Annotated in this window: 19 protein-coding genes and 1 tRNA gene; 11 read left to right on the plus strand and 9 right to left on the minus strand. The window is 65.1% G+C overall.

Going from position 1 to position 19845, the window contains the following annotated elements; genetic code table 11:
- The first annotated feature begins 47 nt into the window (after positions 1–47).
- The gene (locus tag CIT37_RS03940; protein ID WP_095425351.1) at positions 48–2162 is read left to right on the plus strand and encodes an acetate--CoA ligase family protein; all 2115 of its coding nucleotides are present in this window, start codon (positions 48–50) and stop codon (positions 2160–2162) included.
- 208 nt (positions 2163–2370) lie between these two features.
- Here the strand turns inward: CIT37_RS03940 and CIT37_RS03945 are convergent, their stop codons facing one another.
- The 3 genes from CIT37_RS03945 to CIT37_RS03955 are packed head-to-tail and all read right to left on the minus strand — an operon-like array spanning position 2371 to position 5441.
- Positions 2371–3183, minus strand: coding sequence for an enoyl-CoA hydratase/isomerase family protein (locus tag CIT37_RS03945; RefSeq protein WP_028141827.1), 813 nt, complete (start codon positions 3181–3183; stop codon positions 2371–2373).
- 16 nt (positions 3184–3199) lie between these two features.
- Positions 3200–4360 carry an acyl-CoA dehydrogenase family protein gene (locus tag CIT37_RS03950; RefSeq protein ID WP_018316466.1) on the minus strand — a complete coding sequence of 387 codons (1161 nt, stop codon included), beginning with the start codon at positions 4358–4360 and terminating at the stop codon, positions 3200–3202.
- Between the two features lie 16 nt (positions 4361–4376).
- Positions 4377–5441: an acyl-CoA dehydrogenase family protein gene (locus CIT37_RS03955; protein WP_095425352.1), complete on the minus strand. Its 1065-nt coding sequence runs from the start codon at positions 5439–5441 to the stop codon at positions 4377–4379.
- 261 nt (positions 5442–5702) lie between these two features.
- Here CIT37_RS03955 and CIT37_RS03960 point away from each other — a divergent pair, with 261 nt between their 5' ends.
- On the plus strand, positions 5703–6488 hold the full coding sequence (locus tag CIT37_RS03960) for an SDR family NAD(P)-dependent oxidoreductase (protein WP_028141824.1): 786 nt from the start codon (positions 5703–5705) through the stop codon (positions 6486–6488).
- A gap of 194 nt (positions 6489–6682) precedes the next feature.
- On the opposite strand, the gene CIT37_RS03965 is transcribed toward CIT37_RS03960, so the two are convergent.
- Together CIT37_RS03965 and CIT37_RS03970 are read right to left on the minus strand one after the other, a co-directional pair.
- Positions 6683–6955, minus strand: coding sequence for a GlsB/YeaQ/YmgE family stress response membrane protein (locus CIT37_RS03965; protein WP_080670147.1), 273 nt, complete (start codon positions 6953–6955; stop codon positions 6683–6685).
- Positions 6956–6997: 42 nt separating this feature from the next.
- Complete coding sequence (locus CIT37_RS03970) at positions 6998–7573, minus strand: YidB family protein (RefSeq protein WP_038947383.1); 576 nt, start codon at positions 7571–7573, stop codon at positions 6998–7000.
- Positions 7574–7734: 161 nt separating this feature from the next.
- On the opposite strand from CIT37_RS03970, the gene CIT37_RS03975 reads away from it, so the two are divergent.
- Both CIT37_RS03975 and CIT37_RS03980 read left to right on the plus strand, forming a co-directional pair.
- Positions 7735–8742 carry a 2-dehydropantoate 2-reductase gene (locus CIT37_RS03975; RefSeq protein WP_095425354.1) on the plus strand — a complete coding sequence of 336 codons (1008 nt, stop codon included), beginning with the start codon at positions 7735–7737 and terminating at the stop codon, positions 8740–8742.
- Between the two features lie 16 nt (positions 8743–8758).
- The gene (locus tag CIT37_RS03980) at positions 8759–8971 is read left to right on the plus strand and encodes a hypothetical protein (protein WP_038947385.1); all 213 of its coding nucleotides are present in this window, start codon (positions 8759–8761) and stop codon (positions 8969–8971) included.
- A gap of 132 nt (positions 8972–9103) precedes the next feature.
- Here the strand turns inward: CIT37_RS03980 and CIT37_RS03985 are convergent, their stop codons facing one another.
- Positions 9104–9724 carry a hypothetical protein gene (locus CIT37_RS03985; RefSeq protein WP_038973549.1) on the minus strand — a complete coding sequence of 207 codons (621 nt, stop codon included), beginning with the start codon at positions 9722–9724 and terminating at the stop codon, positions 9104–9106.
- Positions 9725–9966: 242 nt separating this feature from the next.
- Between CIT37_RS03985 and CIT37_RS03990 the strand changes: the two genes are divergently transcribed.
- The 7 genes from CIT37_RS03990 (at position 9967) to CIT37_RS04020 (ending at position 18329) form a co-directional block, all read left to right on the plus strand.
- Complete coding sequence (locus CIT37_RS03990; RefSeq protein WP_095425353.1) at positions 9967–11484, plus strand: AMP-binding protein; 1518 nt, start codon at positions 9967–9969, stop codon at positions 11482–11484.
- 21 nt (positions 11485–11505) lie between these two features.
- Positions 11506–12144 carry an RraA family protein gene (locus tag CIT37_RS03995; RefSeq protein ID WP_038973561.1) on the plus strand — a complete coding sequence of 213 codons (639 nt, stop codon included), beginning with the start codon at positions 11506–11508 and terminating at the stop codon, positions 12142–12144.
- A 27-nt stretch (positions 12145–12171) separates the two neighbouring features.
- Positions 12172–12543, plus strand: a complete 372-nt coding sequence (locus CIT37_RS04000; protein ID WP_038947388.1) for a dimethylsulfonioproprionate lyase family protein — start codon at positions 12172–12174, stop codon at positions 12541–12543.
- 125 nt (positions 12544–12668) lie between these two features.
- Positions 12669–13625, plus strand: coding sequence for a tripartite tricarboxylate transporter substrate-binding protein (locus CIT37_RS04005; protein ID WP_038947389.1), 957 nt, complete (start codon positions 12669–12671; stop codon positions 13623–13625).
- A 105-nt stretch (positions 13626–13730) separates the two neighbouring features.
- Positions 13731–13807 (plus strand) — tRNA-Arg (locus CIT37_RS04010).
- Positions 13808–14399: 592 nt separating this feature from the next.
- Complete coding sequence (locus CIT37_RS04015) at positions 14400–16898, plus strand: Ig-like domain-containing protein (protein WP_109866584.1); 2499 nt, start codon at positions 14400–14402, stop codon at positions 16896–16898.
- 291 nt (positions 16899–17189) lie between these two features.
- A complete protein-coding gene (locus CIT37_RS04020) occupies positions 17190–18329 on the plus strand; it encodes an amidohydrolase/deacetylase family metallohydrolase (protein WP_095424480.1) in 1140 nt (379 codons plus the stop codon).
- A 7-nt stretch (positions 18330–18336) separates the two neighbouring features.
- Here CIT37_RS04020 and CIT37_RS04025 read toward each other — a convergent pair whose 3' ends face one another.
- From CIT37_RS04025 to CIT37_RS04035, 3 genes are read right to left on the minus strand one after another with little or no spacing between them, the layout of a single operon-like run.
- On the minus strand, positions 18337–18921 hold the full coding sequence (locus CIT37_RS04025) for a TlpA family protein disulfide reductase (protein WP_028143847.1): 585 nt from the start codon (positions 18919–18921) through the stop codon (positions 18337–18339).
- Positions 18914–19375, minus strand: a complete 462-nt coding sequence (locus tag CIT37_RS04030; protein ID WP_028143846.1) for a DsrE family protein — start codon at positions 19373–19375, stop codon at positions 18914–18916. Before CIT37_RS04030 ends, CIT37_RS04025 begins: the two co-directional genes overlap by 8 nt.
- A 19-nt stretch (positions 19376–19394) precedes the next feature.
- Positions 19395–19838 (minus strand): DoxX family protein, encoded by a 444-nt coding sequence (locus CIT37_RS04035; protein ID WP_095424482.1) that lies wholly within the window; start codon positions 19836–19838, stop codon positions 19395–19397.
- Positions 19839–19845 lie beyond the last annotated feature (7 nt).

Consider the following 19845-nt stretch of genomic DNA (forward strand, 5'->3'; position numbering starts at 1 on the left):
ATGACGGCGAGAGAGAGCACGTCTCTGCGAAGAAGGACACATCCGCCATGCCACATCCGCTCGACAGCTTCTTCGCTCCCGCCAGCATCGCGCTGATCGGCGCCTCGCGCGATCACGAGAAGATCCCGGGGCGGCTCTTGTCCATGCTGCGCAAGAACGAATATCCCGGAAAGATCTATCCGGTGAACCCGAACTACGCGGATATCGACGGGCTGGCCTGCTACGGATCGATCGGCGACATCGGCGCGCCCATCGACCTCGCCGTCATCATCATCCCGGCCCGTGCCGTCCTGTCCGCGCTCGAGCAATGCGCCGCCGCCGGCGTCAAGAATGCCGTGATCATCTCCTCCGGCTTCGCCGAGGAGGGCGGCGACAGCGCGGCGATGCAGGATGCGATCGCGGCGCTGGCGAGGCGCACCGGCATGCGGATATCCGGGCCGAATGCCGAGGGCTTCTTCAGCCAGGTGCAGCACGTGGCGGCGACGTTCAGTCCGGCGGTCGATGTCAAGCCAGGTGTAGTGCCGCTTGTCGCCACCAAAAAGCGGATCGGCATCGTCGCGCAGAGCGGCGGCATCGGCTTTGCCTATTATCATCGGGCGCGGGCCCTCGGAATCGCTGTCAGCTATGTCGTCAGCGCCGGCAATGAATCCGATCTCGGCGCCGGCGAGTTCCTGGATTACATGGTGCAGGATTCCTCGACCGAGGTGATCCTGCTGTTCATCGAAGGCATCCGCGACGTCGACAAATTTCTGGTCGCCGCCCGGCGCGCTGCGGAGATGAAGAAGCCGGTGATCGTGACAAAGGTCGGACGCTCCGGCGCAGGCCAGCGCGCGGCGGCCTCGCATACCGCGAGCATGGCCGGCTGGTCGGCCGCCTATGACGCGGTGTTCGCGAAATACGGCTTCATCGTCTCCAACGACCTGGACGAAGCGCTGACGATCGCCGCGGTGCTTGCCAGCAATCCGCTGCCGAAGGGCGATCGCGTTGCCGTCGTCACCGTTTCCGGCGGTGCCGGCATCTGGGGCGCCGATACGGTGGCGCTGCAAGGCTTGCAGGTGCCGGAGCTGTCCGAAGAGGTCCAGGTTGGGATCAAGCAGTTGATGCCGTCCTATGGCACGGCGCGCAACCCGATCGACGTCACCGCGCAAGGCGTCACCTCCGGCGGCTTGCAGAAGAGCGTCGACGTCCTCGCCGCCTCGGACGAGGTCGATGCGATCCTGGTGGTGCTGTCGCTGTCGAGCGAGGTGCGCAGGCCCTTCAAGGAAGAGGAACTGACGCCGGTGCTATCGGCACAGCACAAGCCGGTGGTGTTCTATTCCTACACGGTGCCGTCCGACTTCGCGCGCCGTGAGCTCGCCAAATCCGGCGTCGTGGTACTCTCGGGCCTCACCCATGTCGGCGTCGCGATGCGTCGGCTCGTCGACTTCGCCAAGTTCAGTCTGCCGAAACCCCTGGACGAAACCCGGCTGCCGGCACGCGACCTTTCTGTACATCTGAAATCGGCGGTCCTGTCCGAGGCCGACAGCAAGTCGTTGCTCCGCGCCGCCGGCATTGCAATGCCGGATGAGGTGCTGGTGAGAGACAAGAGCGAGCTCGACGAGGCGGTCGCCCGCGTCGGCTTTCCCCTGGCGATGAAGATCCAGTCGCCTGATATCGCCCATAAGAGCGAAGTTGGCGGCGTGCGCGTCAACATCACCACCAAGGGCGAGGTGTTTCTGGCATTCGAGGCGCTGCTGGACAATGCGCGCCGGCACCGGCCTGAGGCGACCATTCAAGGCGTGCTGGTGGGCCCGATGGCGAAGCGCGGTGTCGAGATCATCGTCGGCACGATGCTGGATGAGACGTTCGGTCCCATGGTGATGGTGGGTCTCGGCGGCATCACCACCGAGCTGTTCCGCGACGTCGTCTACCGCCCCGTGCCGGTCGACGCGGAGGCGGCGGGCGCGATGCTGGCGAGCCTGAAGGCGGCGCCGCTGCTGAGTGGATTTCGCGGGGCGGCGAAGGCGGACGTTGCGGCTCTGGCACGGTTGATCGCCGATATCTCCACGCTCGCCGCGCGGGAGGGAAAGGAGATCGCGGGGATCGAGCTCAACCCGGTGCTGGTGCACGCCGAGGGGCAGGGCGTGACGATCGTCGATGCGCTGGTGGTGGGAAGGAAGTAAGCCGCTAAAGCCGCCGCTGTCGTCCCGGACAAGCGCGCCCTAAGCGCGCGCAGATCCGGGACCCATAGCCACAGGGAGCGGTTTGGCGAAGACGCGGAGTGACCAGCTTGCGCCACAACTTCGCCCTGTGGTTATGGATCCCCGCGTTCGCGGGGATGACAGGGGAGGTTGTGGTCGCTGTGGAGTGATACGGCTAGCGCCGCCGTGATCATCGCCCCTTGAAATTCGCCGCGCGACGTTCTTCCGTGGCCTTCACACCTTCCTTGAAATCCTCCGTCGCGCGCAGCCGGGTCTGCTCGGCGAGCTCGTGATTGGTCGCGGCCATGACGCGATCGGCCAATCCGGCGCGCATCGTCGCGCGGGTGGAGAGCAGGCCGAGCGGCGAGCATTCGGCGATTTCGCCGGCGAGCTTCATCGCGGCCGCCTTGACCTGGTCCTGCGGCACCAGCTCGTTGGCGAGGCCCCATTTCACGGCTTCCTCGCCGGTGACGCGGCGGCTGGTGTAGAACATCAGCTCGGCGTTGTTCTTGCCGATCAGCTCCGGCAGCGTCGTCGTCAGGCCGAAGCCGGGATGGAAGCCGAGTTTCGTAAAATTCGCGGAGAAACGCGCTTCGGGGCAGGTGACGCGGAAATCGGCGGAGACCGCGAGGCCCAATCCGCCGCCGATGGCGGCGCCCTGCACGGCGGCAACAATCGGCTTCTTGGCGCGGAAGATGCGCACGGCCTGGATGTAGAGATGGTTGATCGGCCCGAGATTGTCGGCGGGGTCGCCCTTCTTCTCTGCCTCGCGCGCCTCCTGCGCCTGCCGTGCCGGATCGCCGAAATTGGCGCCGGCGCAGAACGCCTTGCCCTGGGCCGAGAGCACCGAGGCGCGGATCTCGATATCGCGGTCGAATTCGTCGAGCGCATCCGCGATCTGGTTGATCAGCGAGATGTCGAAGAAGTTCAGCGGCGGGCGGCGGATCTCGATGGTGCCGACGTGCCCGACCTTCTCGACGCCGATGTCCTTGTATGTGGTCATGATGATCCTTTGATGATTAGCGCAAACCAAGTCCGCGGGCGATGATGCCGCGCAGCACCTCGGTGGTGCCGCCCTGGATGGTGAGCTTCGGCGCGGTCTTGATGGCGAAGTCGAGCTGCCGCTCCAAGGTCTCGCGGTTGGTCGCGGTCTCCTCGACGAAAGCAGCAAGGTCGCGCACGCGGTGGGGAAGCTGCTGTTCCCAGACCGTGCCGATGTCCTTGACGATGGAGGCCTCGACCACCGGCTCCTTGCCGGCCTGCAGCATGCCGGCGACCGAGACCGACATGCGCCGCATGGTGTGGAGCTGCGCGACCAGGCGCCCGATGCCTTCGGCGCTACGCGTATCCGGGTTCGGGCCGACCGCGCGGACGAGCTCGGTCAGCACGTAATAGGTTTCGAGGAAACGCTCGGGGCCCGAACGCTCATAGGCGAGCTCGCTCGTCGCCTGCTTCCAGGCGCCGTCGACTTCGCCGAGCACGTGGTCATCGGGCACGAAGAAATCGGTGAAGACGACCTCGTTGAACTCGTACTGGCCGGTGATCTGGCCGATCGGGTTCACCTTGATGCCCGGCTGCTTCATCTTCACCAGGAATTGCGTCAGGCCGTGACGGCGGTTTTCCTTGGTCGGCTGCGACGTCCGGAAGATCGCGATCATGTAGTCGGCGATGTGCGCCGACGAGGTCCAGATCTTGGTGCCGTTGATCAGATAGCCGCCATCGGTCTTGGTCGCGCGCGTCTTTGCCGCGAACAGGTCGGAGCCGGAATTCGGCTCGCTCATGCCGATCGCAAAGCAGATCTCGCCGCGACAGATCCGCGGCAGGATGTCCATCTTGATGTGCTCGGGCGCGTATTTCAGCAGCACCGGTCCGCTCTGGCGGTCGGCCACGAAGAAGCGCCGGGTCGGCGCGTTGGCGACGCGCATCTCCTCGGTCACCACGTAGCGTTCGAGGAAGGAACGCTCCTGGCCGCCATATTTCTTCGGCCAGGTCATCCCCAGCCAACCCTTGGCGCCGACCCGTCGGGAAAATTCGGGCGCGTCGGTGTCCTCGCGATTGGGCTTGTGCGGATCGAAGGTGCCGGCGGCGATCTCTTCGGCGAGGAAGGCGCGCACTTCCTTGCGCAGCTGCTCGCACTTCTCGGGCAGGCGGATCGGATCGAAACGGAGTGCAGCGGTCATGTGTTTCTCTCCCTGATCAGCGCGACGCCACGAGCGGCCACAATTCGTCGGCGCCTCTGGTCGCGACCAGCTTGCCGAGTTCGACGGCCCAGTGGCTCTCCGAGCCGAAGTCGTCGCGCCAGGCCAGCGCCCGCAGCGAATAGCGGTACAGGATGTGCTCGAGGGTGAAGCCGATGGCGCCGTGCACTTGATGCGCGATGGCACCGCCCTTTTCCGCGGCTTCCGCGCAGCGGATCTTTGCCGAGGCAGCTTCGAGATAGACCTCGTCGTCGAAGCGCGTCGCATTCGCGATGGCGTCGGCGGCCGAGGTCGCAGCCGCAAGGGCCGCGGCGGATTCGCCGGCGAGACGCGCCAGATTGTGCTGCACGGCCTGGAATTTCGAGATCTTCTTCTCGAAGGCGACGCGCTCGTTGGAATAGCGCACGGAGATGTCGAGCATCGATTCCAGCGCACCGGCGATCTGCAGGCTGCGCGCAACGCCGCCCATCAGCATCATCGTGGTCTGGTCAAACTCCCTGGGCGCGGCCTTGCGCGCGACGGGCTGGACCTTGTCGAGCGTCACGGTGTCGCTGTGGTCGTAGCCGACATTGAGGCCGGACTCGATCCGGACCTTGCCGGCATCGACCAGCGCGATCGAGACGCCATCCTTGCCGTGCGCCAGCACCGCAAAATGCTTTGCCGCCTTCGCAAAGGGCACGCCGCGGGCGCGGCCGGAAAGCGAGCCATCGGCATCGAGGGTGATGCGATCCTTCGGCGAGGCCGGCAGCACCGTCAACTCGCCCTCGGGCGATGCGATCTTCGCCTGCGCCAGCAGCCAGCCGGCCAGCATGGTCTCGGCCAGCGGCACCGCGACGGCGAAACGGCCGGCGGCGTTCAGCAGCGCAAAGCCGTCGGCAAGGCTCGCGCCGGAGCCGCCGAGATCATCGGGCACCCAGGACAATGGCAGGCCGGCTTCGCTCAGCGCCCGCCACAGCGGCGCCTGCCAGGAATCCTTCTTGTCGTTGTTGATGGTTTGCGGATCGGCGAGATCGGCGAAGATCTTCTCCGCGGTCTCGACGACGATGTTATCACTCTCCGCCACAGCGTTCCCCGTGTTTTGCCGTTGGCGCGTCCCGCCTGGTGGAGCGAACCGCGCAGGTCTTCTTGCGCCCGATGATCCGAAAAAGCCATGGCCCTGACAAGCGTTGATCGCAGGTCAACCTGCGGCGCGGGCATGGGGGCAAGGATCAATAGGAGGCTAATTCCGCTTAGCGGAGTTTGCTTGATTTGCAGGGCGCGGCAAACTCGCTAAACAAGGCCAGCGACTTAAGGCTCGCATCAGATACAGGGGAAGGAAATCCGGATGGCCAAAGATAGTCTGTGCGCAATCGTGACGGGGTCCGCATCCGGACTTGGCGCAGCAACCGCGGAAATCCTCGCGCGAAGCGGGGCGCGGCTCGTCATCAACTATTCCTCTAGCCAGAAAGAAGCCGAGGCCACCGCGGACGTCTGCCGCAAGGCGGGCTCTCCGGAAGTCCTGGTCGCGCAGGGCGACGTTTCAAAGGACGACGATTGCCGCAAGATCGTCGCGGCAGCCAGCGCCTGGGGCCGGCTCGACATCCTCGTCAACAATGCCGGCACCACCAAGCATGTCGCCCATGCCGATCTCGACGGATTGTCGGCTGAAGATTTCCAGCGCGTGTATGGTGTCAACACCATCGGCCCGTTCCAGATGGTGCGTGCCGCGCGCAGCCTGCTCGAAGCCGGTGCCAAGGCCTCGGAGCGGCCCTCCGCCGTGGTCAACGTGTCCTCGGTCGCCGGCATCAGCGGCGTCGGCTCGTCGATCGCCTACGCCGCGAGCAAGGGCGCGCTCAACACCATGACGCTCTCGCTGTCGCGCGCGCTGGCGCCGCTGATCCGCGTCAACACGGTCTGCCCCGGCTATATCGACACGCCCTGGTTCACCAAGGGCCGCGGCGAAGCCGGCGCCAAGCAGGTGCGCGACAGCGTGGTGGCGAAGGTGCCGCTCAGGGTCGCGTCGACCGCCGAGGACATCGCGCAGCTCGTCTGCTTCCTGGCGATGCCGGCCTCCAGCAACATGACCGGCGAGGTCGTGCGCATGGATGCGGGGATGCATTTGATTACGTGAGATCGCGCTCCAATCTCCGCTGTCATCCCCGCGAACGCGGGGATCCATAACCACAGGGAGAAGTTGCCGCGCGACTCTGGTCACTCCGAGTCTTCGCCAAACCACTCCCTGGGGTTATGGGTCCCGGATCTGCGCTTCGCTTGTCCGGGACGACAGGGAGTTTGAGGGGCGAGATCAGCGCTTCGTGACAGTGCCTACCCCTTGATCACGCCGCTCGCCACCAGCCGGTGCCAGATGAACAGCACCACCACCGCGCCGAGCGTGGCCATGATGAAGCCGGCGCCCTGGTCGGGGCTGTAATGGCCGATGGCCTGACCGATGAAGGTCGCGAGAAACGCGCCGGCGATGCCGAGGATGGTCGTGAGGATGAAGCCGCTCGGGTTGTTCGGTCCCGGCGCCAGCCAGCGCGCGATGAGGCCGGCGATGAAGCCGACGACGATGATCCACAACAGGCCGCCCATGCTCATGACTGTGCTCCCCTTCCCGAAAGCGCGTCGATCAACGTCCGATTAAAGTTTGCCGGAGAGCTCGGTCTCGGTCGGCAGCCGTCCGTCCGGCGTCAGATGGTCGATCACCTGCGGCAGATACTGGCTGAGGCCGTTGAGCAATTCGTCGCGCGGCAGGCCGCTCTGGGCGGACAGACTCTCGATCTGGTCGGCGCCGAGTGCGCTTGCAAGGTCGCCGGGCGCGATCGGCTTGTTCTCGCCCTTGCCGACCCAGGAGTTCGCAGCCTCGCCGTGGCCGCCCTGCTGGAGCTGGTTGAGGAGATCGCCGAGGCCGCCGCTCAGCACGGTTCCGGCCGCGCCGCCGGCGAGCAAGCCGCCGAGCCCGCCCTTGAGCAAATCGCTGAGGCCGCCGCTGCTGCCGGTATTCACGGGCGTCGGAGGCGGCAGCGGAGAGCGCTGCTGCGGGGCAGGCGCCGCGCCGGGCTGGCCTGCCGTCAAATGCTTGAAGGCCTTCCACCCAAGCAGGGCAATGATCGCCATGGTCATCGGCGACATGCCGCCGGAGGACTTCTCGGAGCTGGGTGTGGAGGGGCCGCGGGGGCCGTTCTGCATGCCGTTGAGGACGTCGAGTAGACCCATGGTGCTCTCCTTTGGCGTCTCGTCGGCGAGCGCTCGCCGCTGGCTGCCCCCGGGCCGAAAACATATGGGGCTCTCATGACGGTTACAAGGCGGATGCGCCGCGATTGGTTGCCGGCCTCGCCTCTGCTATCGAGGGCGGGTCGTTCAGGGAGCAAGGCGAGGTGATGACGGATCGACCGATCGTGGTGGCCGGCGCGGGCGCCATCGGCTGTTTCGTCGGCGGCATGCTGGCGGCCTCGGGCCGCCGTGTCGCGCTGCTGGTGCGGCCGCGGGTGAAGACCGAGATCGAGCGGTTCGGCCTGCGATTGACGGATTTCGACGGCTCCGAGACGAAGCTTGGCGCAGGGCAGCTCGCGCTGTCGGAGGACCCCGCGATCTTCCACAGCGCCGGCATCGTGCTGGTCACGGTCAAGAGCGCCGACACCGCCGATGTCGCGGATCAGATCGCGCCGCATGCGCCTGAGGATGCCGTCATCGTTTCGCTGCAGAACGGCATCGGCAATATCGCGGTGCTGCGCGACCGCCTCGGTGGCCGCCACGTGCTCGCGGGCATGGTGCCGTTCAATGTGATCGCGATGGGCGAGGGCCGTTTCCACCGCTCGACCTCCGGCGACATCCATGTCGGAGAGGACGCTGGGAACACGGCCGCGGCGCTCTCGGTGCCCGGCCTCACGGTGCGCGCGAGCGGTGACATCACCGGCGTGCAATGGGGCAAGCTGATCATCAATCTCAACAATGCGCTCAGCGCATTGTCCGACTTGCCGCTCGCCGCGCAACTGTCAAACCGCGACTGGCGCAGGCTGTTCGCCGACCAGATGGCCGAGGGGCTCGCCGCGCTGAAGGCCGCCGGCATCGCGCCGGTCTCGGCAACGCCGATCCCGATGAACTGGACGCCGGCCTTGCTGCGGCTGCCCGACACGATCTTCAACGCGATTTTGGGGCGGACCATGAAGATCGATCCCGAGGCGCGCTCCTCGATGTGGCAGGATTTGAAGCAGGGACGCAAGACCGAGATCGACTATCTCCAGGGCGCCGTCATCGTGCTCGCCGAGCAAAACCATGTCGAGGTGCCGCTGATGCGCCGCATTGTTGCGCTGATCAATCAGGCCGAGGCAGCCGGCAACGGTCCGCCGCGTCTGACGCCGCAGCAGATTCGCGCGGTGGTTTGAGTGCAAGGAGGGATCGATGAAACGTAGCTTGATGATCGGGCTCGCGCTTGCCGCGCTTTGCGGCGCATCGACGCTCGCTCTTGCGAGACCGCCGACGGTCGTGAACTCGCCCGGCTATGATAGGCGGTTGCAGGAGAGCAGGTCGCAGTTGGGCAGTTCGCCGACGACTGCGCCGGTGGATGTGCCAACGGTCAAATCGAAGCGCGGCAAGAAGAAGCAACCGAACTGACGCTCCGCACCCGCTGTCGCAGGGTGGGCAAAGCGGAGCGTGCCCACCAACTTCTTTGTCTTGCCAGGGTGGTGGGCACGGCGCTTTGCGCCTTTGCCCACCCTACGATCATCGCGCAATGACGGCTGTAGCTCAGCCCTTCTTCGCCGGCTTGCTCGGGGTCGGATTGAACAGCTTCTTCAGATCGTTCAAGCTTTCCGACAGCCGCGGCCATTCGCAGGAGAATGAGCCTTTGGTGCACGCGCCCTTCGAGCGCTGACCGACGGTCTGCTGCACCTTTGGCCGCTCGACCGGGACGGGCACGCGCGCGACGTCGGTTCGCAGCGCGACCTGCTGGAGTTGCCGCGCTTGCAGTTCCTGCTGCTCGCGCTGTTGACGGGCGGCGGCCTCGGCCGCTTCGTTGCTGCGGCGCTCTTTGGCGAGATAGGCGGTATAGGCTGCGTCGATCTTCTTCTGCTCCTCCGGCGTCGGATTGGGTCCGGCGATGTCGAAGGTGCGATCCTGCAGGAAGTCGTAATAGGAGTATCCGCCGCCTGCCTTGCGGCGGCCGGCGAACTTGGCGTTGCAATCGGCAAGTGCGGATGTCTTCTCGGACTTGGTGGCGGCCTTCTCGGCGGCGTCGGCGCATTCCTCGAAATCGACCGGCGCGCGTTTCCACCATTGCGCCTGGGCATGCGCGTGCGTCAGCAGGAAAAATCCTGCCGCGGCAACGAGAACCAGCGCCGCACGACGCAATGCTATCACGGACGACATTCTACGAGAGCATTCCTTGCAAAACTCAACCCGAACTGAGTCGAGCCAGATTTTTGCCTCTTTATCGCCGGCTTGTCACCCATGGAACTCGGGAATTTCATGGCTGGGATGCTGACATTTTGTGCTTGACGTGGCGCATGAGTCACAGCGCCGCCTCGGCGGGCTGCTACACTTCGCCTTGCGAGCGCCTCATCTGAGGCGACGCCAAAAAAGACGCCAAGAAAACGAAATGGAAACGCCCGATGCTGCTGCCCCTGTCCGACGTGCCGCGCTGGTACGCTGAACGCAAACCACATGGCACGATCGCCGTCCGTCACGGGCAGGACACGCTGACCTGGGACGAGCTCGAGCGCGGCGCCAACCGGCGCGCGCGGGCATTTATGGCCAAAGGCGTCAAGCCCGGCGATTTCGTCGCAATCGGACTGCCCAACGGCAATACGTTCTTCGAGACCTCCTTTGCGGTGTGGAAGTGTGGTGCGACGCCGACCTCGCTGTCATGGCGGCTGCCGCGCGGCGAGGCCGCGGCCGTGCTCGACATTCTCAGGCCGTCGCTGGTGGTCGGCGGCGAGGCCGACTGGAACGCCCCGAACCGCCTCCCGGCGGATTTCGTACCGGAAGGATTTTCGGACCAGGCGCTGACGCCGCCGGTGGCGCGCTACTGGAAGGCCATGACCTCGGGCGGCTCGACCGGCCGGCCGAAGGTGATCCTCGATCATCAGCCGGCCGTGACCGACACGGTCGCCGCGCCGCCGCTCAATATCCCCTTCGGGGTCTCGCTGCTCAATCCGGGTCCGCTCTACCACAATGCGCCGTTCATCGTGTCGCACTACGCGCTGTTCACCGGCGGCCAGCTCACCGGTCTCGTCAAATTCGACGCCGAGGAGACGCTGCGGCAGATCGAACGCGAGCGCGTGCAATGGGTCAATTTCGTGCCGACCATGATGCACCGGATCTGGGCGCTGCCGGAGCAGGTGCGCAACGCCTACGATCTGTCGAGCCTACAGACCGTCTTCCACATGGCAGCTCCGATGCCGCCCTGGCTGAAGGAGAACTGGATCGCCTGGCTCGGGCCGGAGCGGGTCTGGGAGCTCTATGGCGGTACCGAGCGGCAAGGCTCATGCATCATCTCCGGCACGGAATGGCTGACGCACAAGGGCTCGGTCGGCAAGATCGGCGAGATGGCGAAGCTGCGCATCATCGGCGAGGACGGCAACGACGTCGCGCCCGGCGAGACCGGCGAGATTTATTTCCTCAACAACGACGGCAGGGACGCGACCTATCACTATCTCGGCGCCGAGCCGAAGCGCCGCAGCGATGGTTGGGAATCGCTCGGCGATATCGGCAGGCTGGATGCGGAAGGCTATCTCTATCTCGGCGACCGCCTCGCCGACATGGTGCTGCGCGGCGGCGCCAACATCTATCCGGCCGAGGTCGAGGCTGCCGTGTCCGAGGCTCCCGGCGTGCGCTCCTGCGTGGTGGTCGGGTTGCCCGATCCGGAATTGGGCCAGCGCGTGCATGCCATCATCGAGCCGGAGGGCGATGCCGACGGCCAGGCGATCGCCGACGCCATGGCGGAGTTCTTGAAGGACAGGCTCAGCCGCTACAAGCATCCGGAAAGCTTCGAGATCGTCGGCGCCCCGCCGCGCGATGATTCCGGAAAAGTCCGCCGCACGCTGTTGCGCGACGAGCGCGCAACGTGGATGAAGGAAGGGCGCGCCTTCCGGATTTGGCCGGCAAAGGCGCGGGCGCACGCCGATTGATTGACGGAAGGACTCCAGGACATGACCATTACCATCGCAGCCAACAGCGTGCCGAAGCCGCCGGCCGAGATCATCGAGGGCTTTCGCGGTGCGCCGACCTCGGTCATCTCGGACAATCTCGCGCGGCTGCCCGGCGCGGTCGGGCTAAAACCCTATCACCGCGGGGCTAAGCTGGTGGGCACGGCCTTCACGGTGCGCACCCGCCCCGGCGACAATCTCGCCATCCACCGCGCGCTCGAGCTGGTCGGCCCCGGCGACGTCATCGTGGTCGATGGCGGTGGCGACGAGACCCGCGCGCTGGTCGGCGAGATCATGAAGAACATCGCGCAGTGGCGCAAAGCCGAGGGCTATGTGATCGACGGCGCGATCCGCGATGTCGCGGCGTTCGCGGCCGACGACTTTCCCTGCTACGCCCGTGCCGTGATCCATCGCGGTCCCTACAAGAACGGCCCCGGCGAGATCAACGTGCCTGTCACGATCGGCGGCAGCGTGATCTCGCCCGGCGACATCGTGGTCGGCGACGAGGATGGCGTGGTGTCGTTTCCCGCCGCCGGCGCCGCGGCGCTGCTCGAAGCCGTCCGCGCCCAGGTCGCGCGCGAGGAGGAGACCATGAAGGCGATCCGCGAGGGCCGCTACCAGGGCTCGTATGGCAAGTCCTGATCAGGCGAGAACGAAGGGGAGGATGGCGTGAGTCAGAGGGAAGAATTCCACAATATCGACGACACCAGCGACGGGCTGTTTCGCGAGCTCGCGGCGGGGGTGACTACGCGCATCTTCTCCGGCGAGCAGGCGATGCTGTCGGTGGTGACGCTGGCGCCGCATGCGCAGGGCACGCTGCACCATCATCCCGAGGAGCAATGGGGCGTGCTGCTCGACGGCTCGGCCATCCGCGTCCAGGGCGATGAGGAGATTGCCGTGAAGAAGGGCGATTTCTGGCGCACGCCGGGCAATGTGCCGCACACCATGCGCGCCGGCCCCAATGGGGCCCGGGTGCTGGACATCTTCAGTCCGCCTCGGCCAGAATACAGAAAAGCGGGGTCGGGCTTCGGGACGACCTAAGCGCTTCGCGCTTAGGGTATCTTCTTGAGCATGATCTTATCGGAAAACCGCTGCACACTTTTCCGGATCATGCTGTAGCGCCAAAGAGCAAAAGCCGGGCGCTGAAAGCAAAAAGGGAGGGGACCATGACGATCACACGACGTACGCTGCTGGCTGCACCGGCCATTCTCGCAATGGCACCGGCGGCGGCGCAGGCTGGCAAGATCACGCTGGTCGTGCCGTTTCCGCCGGGCGGCTCGACCGATGCGATGGCACGGCTGTTGCAGGCCAGCCTGCAAACCAAGCTCGGTCGCATCGTCGTGGTCGAGAACAAGTCCGGCGCCGCCGGCGCGCTCGGCGCGGCTCAAGTCGCCAAGAGCCCGGCCGACGGCACCTCGTTCCTGGTCACCTTCGATTCCCACGCGGTGATTCCGTCGATCCTCGACAAACCGCCGGTCGATGTCGAGCGTGAGCTGATGCCGGTGCTGCTGATCGGCACCGCACCCTATGTGATCGCGGCCGGCGCCGGCCGCCCCTACAAGAGCTTTGCCGACGTGGTGGCCGCCTGCAAGGCGACCCCGGGCGCGGTGAAATATGCCTCCGTCGGCATCGGCACGCTCGGCCATCTCGCCATGACCGTGCTCGGCAGCAAGGCCGGGGTCGAGATCATGCACGTGCCTTATCGCGGCGGCGGTCCGGCCATGAACGACGTGCTCGGCGGCCATGTCGATCTCATCGCGGGATCGGCCGCGCTGGTCGCCGCCCAGCTCGGCACCAACATGCTGCATCCGATCCTGCAGCTCGGCCGTGAGCGGCTGCCGGCCCTGCCGGATACGCTGACCGCGATCGAGGCGGGCTTTCCCGATTTCGAGACGCTGGCCTGGTGGGGCATCTTCGCGCCCGCAGGCACGCCGCCCGATATCGTCGCAGCCATGGCGACGGCGTCCAAGGAAATCCTCAGCGAGCCCGCGACCGCCGCCCAGCTCAAGGACACCCAGCACATGAGGCTGCTGCTCCAGGACGGCGCGGCCTTCAAGACCTTCTTCGACAAGCAGGTCGCCTATTGGGGCAAGGTGGTGAAGGACAACAATATCAAGGCGTGAGGCCGAGCGGCAGCCCTTCGTATTGGGCAACGTGGAGGGCTTCCGATCCCGTCTCCGCTTTGATATGTACACCTCCAGGCAACCCGCCTGACTTGCGGGTTCCGCGGTCCCGTAGCTCAGCCGGATAGAGCGACGGTTTCCTAAACCGTAGGTCGGAAGTTCGAGTCTTCCCGGGATCGCCAATCTTCATAGTCTCTTGCCGGTCATTACAGCCCTGGGGCCTCCCTGCCAACTGCAGGCGTATGGTCACGGGTGTACGCGAGCCGGCACGCAGGACGTCATGGCCGTGTGGCCGGACGCCCCTCGGCAGAGATCGGAAATCCGCGGAAGTCATTCTCGTTTCGAGAGACGAGGTTCGGGCAGGCGTCCGCGACGTCGCTAGAGTCGGCGGCGCCGATTGATGTGTGCAGCCCGCCGTCGATGATTGGCGAAGCGAAGGCACGCGACGTGAGGGCGCAATACATATTGGTGTTGACGAAGACCTCACAGGTTCGTCGCCGATTTAAATAGCGCGCTCGATCGAAATTAAATTGCGATCATTAATTCTCAGTCCAGTGATAATATTAATTTTGGACGGCGGCGGGAACTGCGGCTGCGCGATTTAAAAACTCCATCCTCGGGTCAATGAATCGTCTCAAAAAAGGCGCGTGCGAATTCGAACACGCTCCCGATGGGGCGGCAAAGAACCAGTCGAGTTGGACTGAGCCGCGACATATCGAACCGTATGCGCAAGAGACTCAGTCTGCGCGTGCATTGCAGAGGGGATGAACAAACATGGCAATTGCTGGATTTCCAGACGCGAATAGCACCGGTCTTCCTGATGGCGTTATCCTGACTCCATCGGGCGATATAACTGTCACTCAACCAGGTACCGTCATCGACGCTCTCGATGTCAAAGGCACGATTTCGGTCCTCGCCGATAACGTCACGATTCAGAATAGTCGCATCACGTCCAGCGATTGGACAGGGATCTGGATCAAGGACGGCATTACAGGAACTGTCGTCAAGGACAGCGAGATTTTAAATGTTGGAAGCAGCCCGGATGGTGCGAACGGCATCGTCGGGTCAGGCACATTCCTGCGTAACGATATCCATGACGTGGAGAATGGTATTATTGTCACCGGGTCGAGCCTCGTTCAGGACAATTATATCCATGCCATGAATGCGCCCGATGTGCGTCTCGGCACGTCATTGGGTGGTCCGCACTATGATGGCATCGAGATCGACGGCGGCGTTTCAGACGTCATCATTCGGCACAACACCGTCATCAACGAGAACAGCTACGTCTCGGCCGTGATGATCAATAATGACTTCGGTCCGGTTTCCAACATTCAGGTGGACGGCAACTATCTTGCAGGGGGCGGCTATACCCTTTACTCCGATGGCAGCTTCAGCAGCACCGACAAGATTTCCGGCGTCTCGTTCACCAACAACGAACTTGGTGAGGGCAAGTGGGGTTACTATTACTTCAGGAACAACACGCCCGTCCTGACGAACAACGACGAACTCGGCACGGGATGGCAGACGTCGTCTCCGACGCCCCCCGCAACGCCCGATGTCCCGGCAGCGCCGAGCATCGCATCCTGGTCACCCGATACGGGCAAGACTGGCGATGGCATCACTGACGCCAGTCAGATCACGCTGCACGGTACCGCCGCGGCTGGCAGCACCGTGAAAGTCTATGACGGTTCGACGCAGATCGGCACGGCGACCGCGACTTCGACCGGAAGCTGGGACTACATCACCAAGGTCTTGACCGATGCGAAGCATACGCTGACGGCGACCGCGACCAACTCGTCGGGGCAAACCAGCGTGGCATCGGCTGCGGTGGCGGTCACCGTCGATACCAAGGCGCCAGCTGCACCGACGATCGCGAGTGACACCGTCAACACCGCCAATCAGGTCGTGATGTCGGGGACTGCCGAAGCGAACAGCGCGATCAAGGTGTTCGACGGAACGACCCAGGTCGGCACCGCGACGACCAACGCGAGCGGCGCGTGGAGCGTCACGACGTCCGCACTGTCGGCCGGTTCGCACGCCCTGACGGCAAAGGCGACCGACGTTGCCGGCAACGTCAGTGCTGCGTCGGCGGCTGTGGATGCGGTCGTCGGTTCTGGAACCCCGGGCTCCACCGGTTCGGGCACCACTGCGCCCGCCGCGCCGAAGATCGCCTCGTTCTCCAGCGATACCGGCACCGCCGGTGATCACATCACGAGCGACAAAACGGTGACCCTGGCGGGGACTGCGGTTGCCAACAGCACGGTCAAGGTGCTCGACGGCACGACCCAGCTCGGCACCGTCACGGCGGATGCGAACGGAGCATGGCACTACACCACCGTCGCACTGCCTGACGGCAAGCACAGCTTCACCGCGACCGACACGGTCTCCGGCGCCACCAGCAAGGCATCGGCTGCGCTGGATGTCACGGTGGATAGCGCTGCCCCCGATGCTCCGATCCTGTTGAGCGATCCCACCACGCATAACCGCGCAACGGTATCCGGTACGGCGGAAGCGGGGAGCTCGATCAAGCTCTATGAGGGCACGACCCTGCTTGGCACCGCGACCGTCGCGAGTGATGGCGACTGGAGCGTGACGACCCCGAATCTCAAGCACGGGTCCCACACCTTCACCGCGACCGCGACCGATGCCGCCGGCAACACCAGCGCCTTGTCGCAGCCGATCGATCCGCCGATTGGTCATGGCGGCACCAAGGACGCTGCGACCGTCGAGGTTACCAATGTGCGCCAGCACTGGGATCACACCGCGACGATCAAGGGCACGGCCGATCCCAACAGCGAGATCAAGCTGTATGACGGCACGACCTCGGTCGGTTCGGCCACGACGAATGCCGACGGCAAGTGGAGCTTCCAGACCTCCGACCTGTCGGGCAAGTCTCATGCCTTCACCGCGGAACAGGTCGACACCACAGGTCACGTGGTCGGCACCAGTTCGGGCGAGGCTATCATCGGCTCGGGCCGCAGCAACACGCTGACCGGCACCACCGGCAACGACGTCATGGTGGGCAAGGCGGGTGCGGATACGTTCGCGTTTGCGTCGAACTTCGGCCAGGACGTCATCAAGGACTTCGCTGCCCGTGGACCCACGCACGACACGATCGAATTCAGCAAGAGCGTGTTCGACAGCTTTGCGAGCGTTCTCTCCCACGCGGCCCAGTCAGGCCACGACGTCGTGATCGCGACCGGGAGCGACACCCTCACGCTGAAGAACACGCAGCTCGACAAGCTGAACAGCCACGACTTCCACTTCGCGTAAGGGACGGTCAGCCAGCACAAGCTGGTACTCGACAAACTGCCTCGGAGGATCCTTTGGGGGATCCTCCGACAAGGCCACGACTGAAGCTCGACGGCGGGGTGATCCCCCGCCTACGGCTTCCTAAACCGCAGGTCGGAAGTTCGAATCTTCCCGGGATCCCCATTTTTTCATGGGCCACCGTTACGGTTTGCCGCGCCATTCGGCGTGAATATTGCTAGAAGCGAACGGCTTCCTTCCTCGCTGGCCCGGCTGCGATGCCGCCGCACCTCACTGCCTCATCCGGAGACGACGATGCCTTTCGACTTGATCCTGCGCGGGGGGCGGGTGATCGACCCCTCCCAGAAGCTCGATGCCGTGACCGATGTCGCCTTTGCCGGCGGCAAGGTGGCGGCGGTCGGCGGCGCCCTCAAGGCCGACCCGGGCACCGAGGTGCGCGATGTCTCGCAGCTCATCGTGACGCCGGGACTGATCGATCTGCACACCCATGTCTATTGGGGCGGCACCTCGCTCGGCATCGATGCCGAGGAGTTCTGCCGCCTCTCCGGCGTCACCACGGCGGTCGACACCGGCAGCGCTGGACCCGGCAATTTCGCCGGCTTCCGCAAGCATGTGATCGAGCCGAGCGAGGTCCGCATCCTCGCTTATTTGCACGTCTCGCATGCCGGCATCTTCGGCTTCTCGCACCGGATCATGGTCGGCGAGAGCGAGGAATTGCGGCTGATGAATCCGATCGAGGCGGCCAAGGTGGCCGATGCCAACCGCGATGTCATCGTCGGCATCAAGGTGCGCGTCGGCCTGCATTCCTCAGGCACGTCGGGGGTGGTGCCGCTCGACATTGCGCTCGAGGTTGCCAACGAGGTCGGCATGCCCCTGATGGCGCATATCGACCATCCGCCGCCGAGCTATGAGGAGGTGCTGGCACGTCTGCGTCCCGGCGACGTGCTGACCCATGCGTTCCGCCCCTTTCCGAACACGCCGGCGACCGCGCAGGGCACGGTGAAGAAGGCGGTGCTGGACGCGCGCGAGCGCGGCGTGCTGTTCGATATCGGCCACGGCAAGGGCTCATTCGCGTTCAAGACCGCGCGCGCGATGCTCGCCAACGGCTTTTATCCGGACACCATCTCCTCCGACATCCACCAGCTCTGCATCGACGGCCCCGCCTTCGACCAGGTCACGACCATGTCGAAGTTCCTGTGCATGGGCATGGAGCTGTCCGACGTGATTGCGGCCTCGACGGTGAACGCGGCGATGGCGCTGCGGCGTCCCGAGCTCGGCAGCCTCAAACCCGGCTGCGTCGGCGACGCCACGCTTGTTACGGTCAAGCAAGGCCAGTTCGACTACGAGGACGTCGTCGGCGAGCACCTGATCGGCGACCGCAAGATTGTCTCGGAGGGCGTCGTCATCGGCGGCCGCTGGTGGCATCCGAACTGAGGCGGCGCTAGCTCTGCTCGCGATAGTATTGCAGCAGGCGCGTGCCCGCCGGCGACAGCCAGTCCGGCGCACCGGTGATGTAGCCTTCGACGCGCCCGCCCGTTCCGACGAGATAGGTGATGGGCATGCCGACGATCGAGAACATCTCGGTCGAGGCCTGGGCCGCCGCGCCATGAGCATCGACATAGCAGGCGAGGTTCTGCAACGAGAGGCCGCCGAGAAATGTGCGGGCCTTGCGCAGGTCTTTGGTGTCAGTGCAGATCGCGACCACGTCAAGCCGCTCGGGTCGCGAGGCCGCAAGGCTTGCCAGCATGGGCAGGTCGAGCTTGCAGGCCGCGCACCAGGTGGCCCAGAAGTTCACCAGGGTGATACTGCCCGGCTTGGCAGCCACGACGACGTCCTTGCCGTGCGGGTCCTGAAGCCGCAGTTGTGGCATCAACGCGTGCGGCCGCACCACTGTGAACTGGCTGCGGCCAGCTTCGAACACCGGCGGCCAGCTGTCCTGCGCGCCGGCGGTGCGCAGGACAGTGAGATAGGCCGGCGCGGCGATCAGGAGCGATCGCCGCGACAACGCGCGAGGCTTCTCACGCATGAATATAGGCCCAGCCTTTGAGTTGCAGGTCGACCACGCGTCCGATGCCGAACGGGACGAGGTTCGCGCCCGCAATCAGCGGGATCGAGACTTGCTCCTTGGCTTCCGCGATCACCTTGGACGAGGCGCACATGCTGTAACTGAGGCTCGGCAGCGATTGCCGCAGCGTCACCAGCGGCTCGATCAGTGGCGTCTTGTCGGCGCGGAAGATGTCGATGCCCTTGCCGTTGGCCACGACCTCGATCAGCATTTTCGCGCCCTTGTCGGCAAAGTGCTTGGCGAGATTGGCCGAGTAACTGATCGCGTGGCCCATGACATAGGGCTCGTTGCTGTCGATCAGGATCACGACGCCCTCGGTGAGGCGATCCTCCTTGGCCGCGGCGGTGCCGGCGGCCGTGAGGATCGATGCGCCCGCCAGCAGCCCCCTGCGAGACCATCCATTGGCAGAGATCATGGTGCGGCGTTCCCGTCGATCAGAACTGACGCGGCGCGATCGGCGCCTTGCCGTTGCGTCCCCACAGCACGAACAGGCTGAGCGCAAGCAACACGACGTTGAGCGGTGCAACGTCAGCTTCGCCGCGCGAGAGGTGGAAGACCAGCGCAATGACCTGCAACACCGCGCAGCCGAGCGCGGCCAGCACCGTCAGCCGCGGCAGGATCCGCGTCAGGGCCGGCAGCAGGATGCCGATGCCGCCGGCGAGGTCGACCAAGGCAATGGAGCGGACGAAGGTCTCCGAATACTGGCCGGCCCAGGGCATCATCGCGGCCAGCTGGGGAATCGGCGTGGTCAGCTTTACCAGACCCGCCGAGATGAAGACGAAGGCGAGGAGGACCTGCGCGGCCCAGATGCCGATGCGGAGGGCGCGGCCGGGGGCGGGGGTCCGAAGGTGGCGGTGGACATGGTGGTTCTCCGGAATGTGAGGG

The sequence above is a fragment of the Bradyrhizobium ottawaense genome (genome assembly GCF_002278135.3).
Classification (GTDB): domain Bacteria; phylum Pseudomonadota; class Alphaproteobacteria; order Rhizobiales; family Xanthobacteraceae; genus Bradyrhizobium; species Bradyrhizobium ottawaense.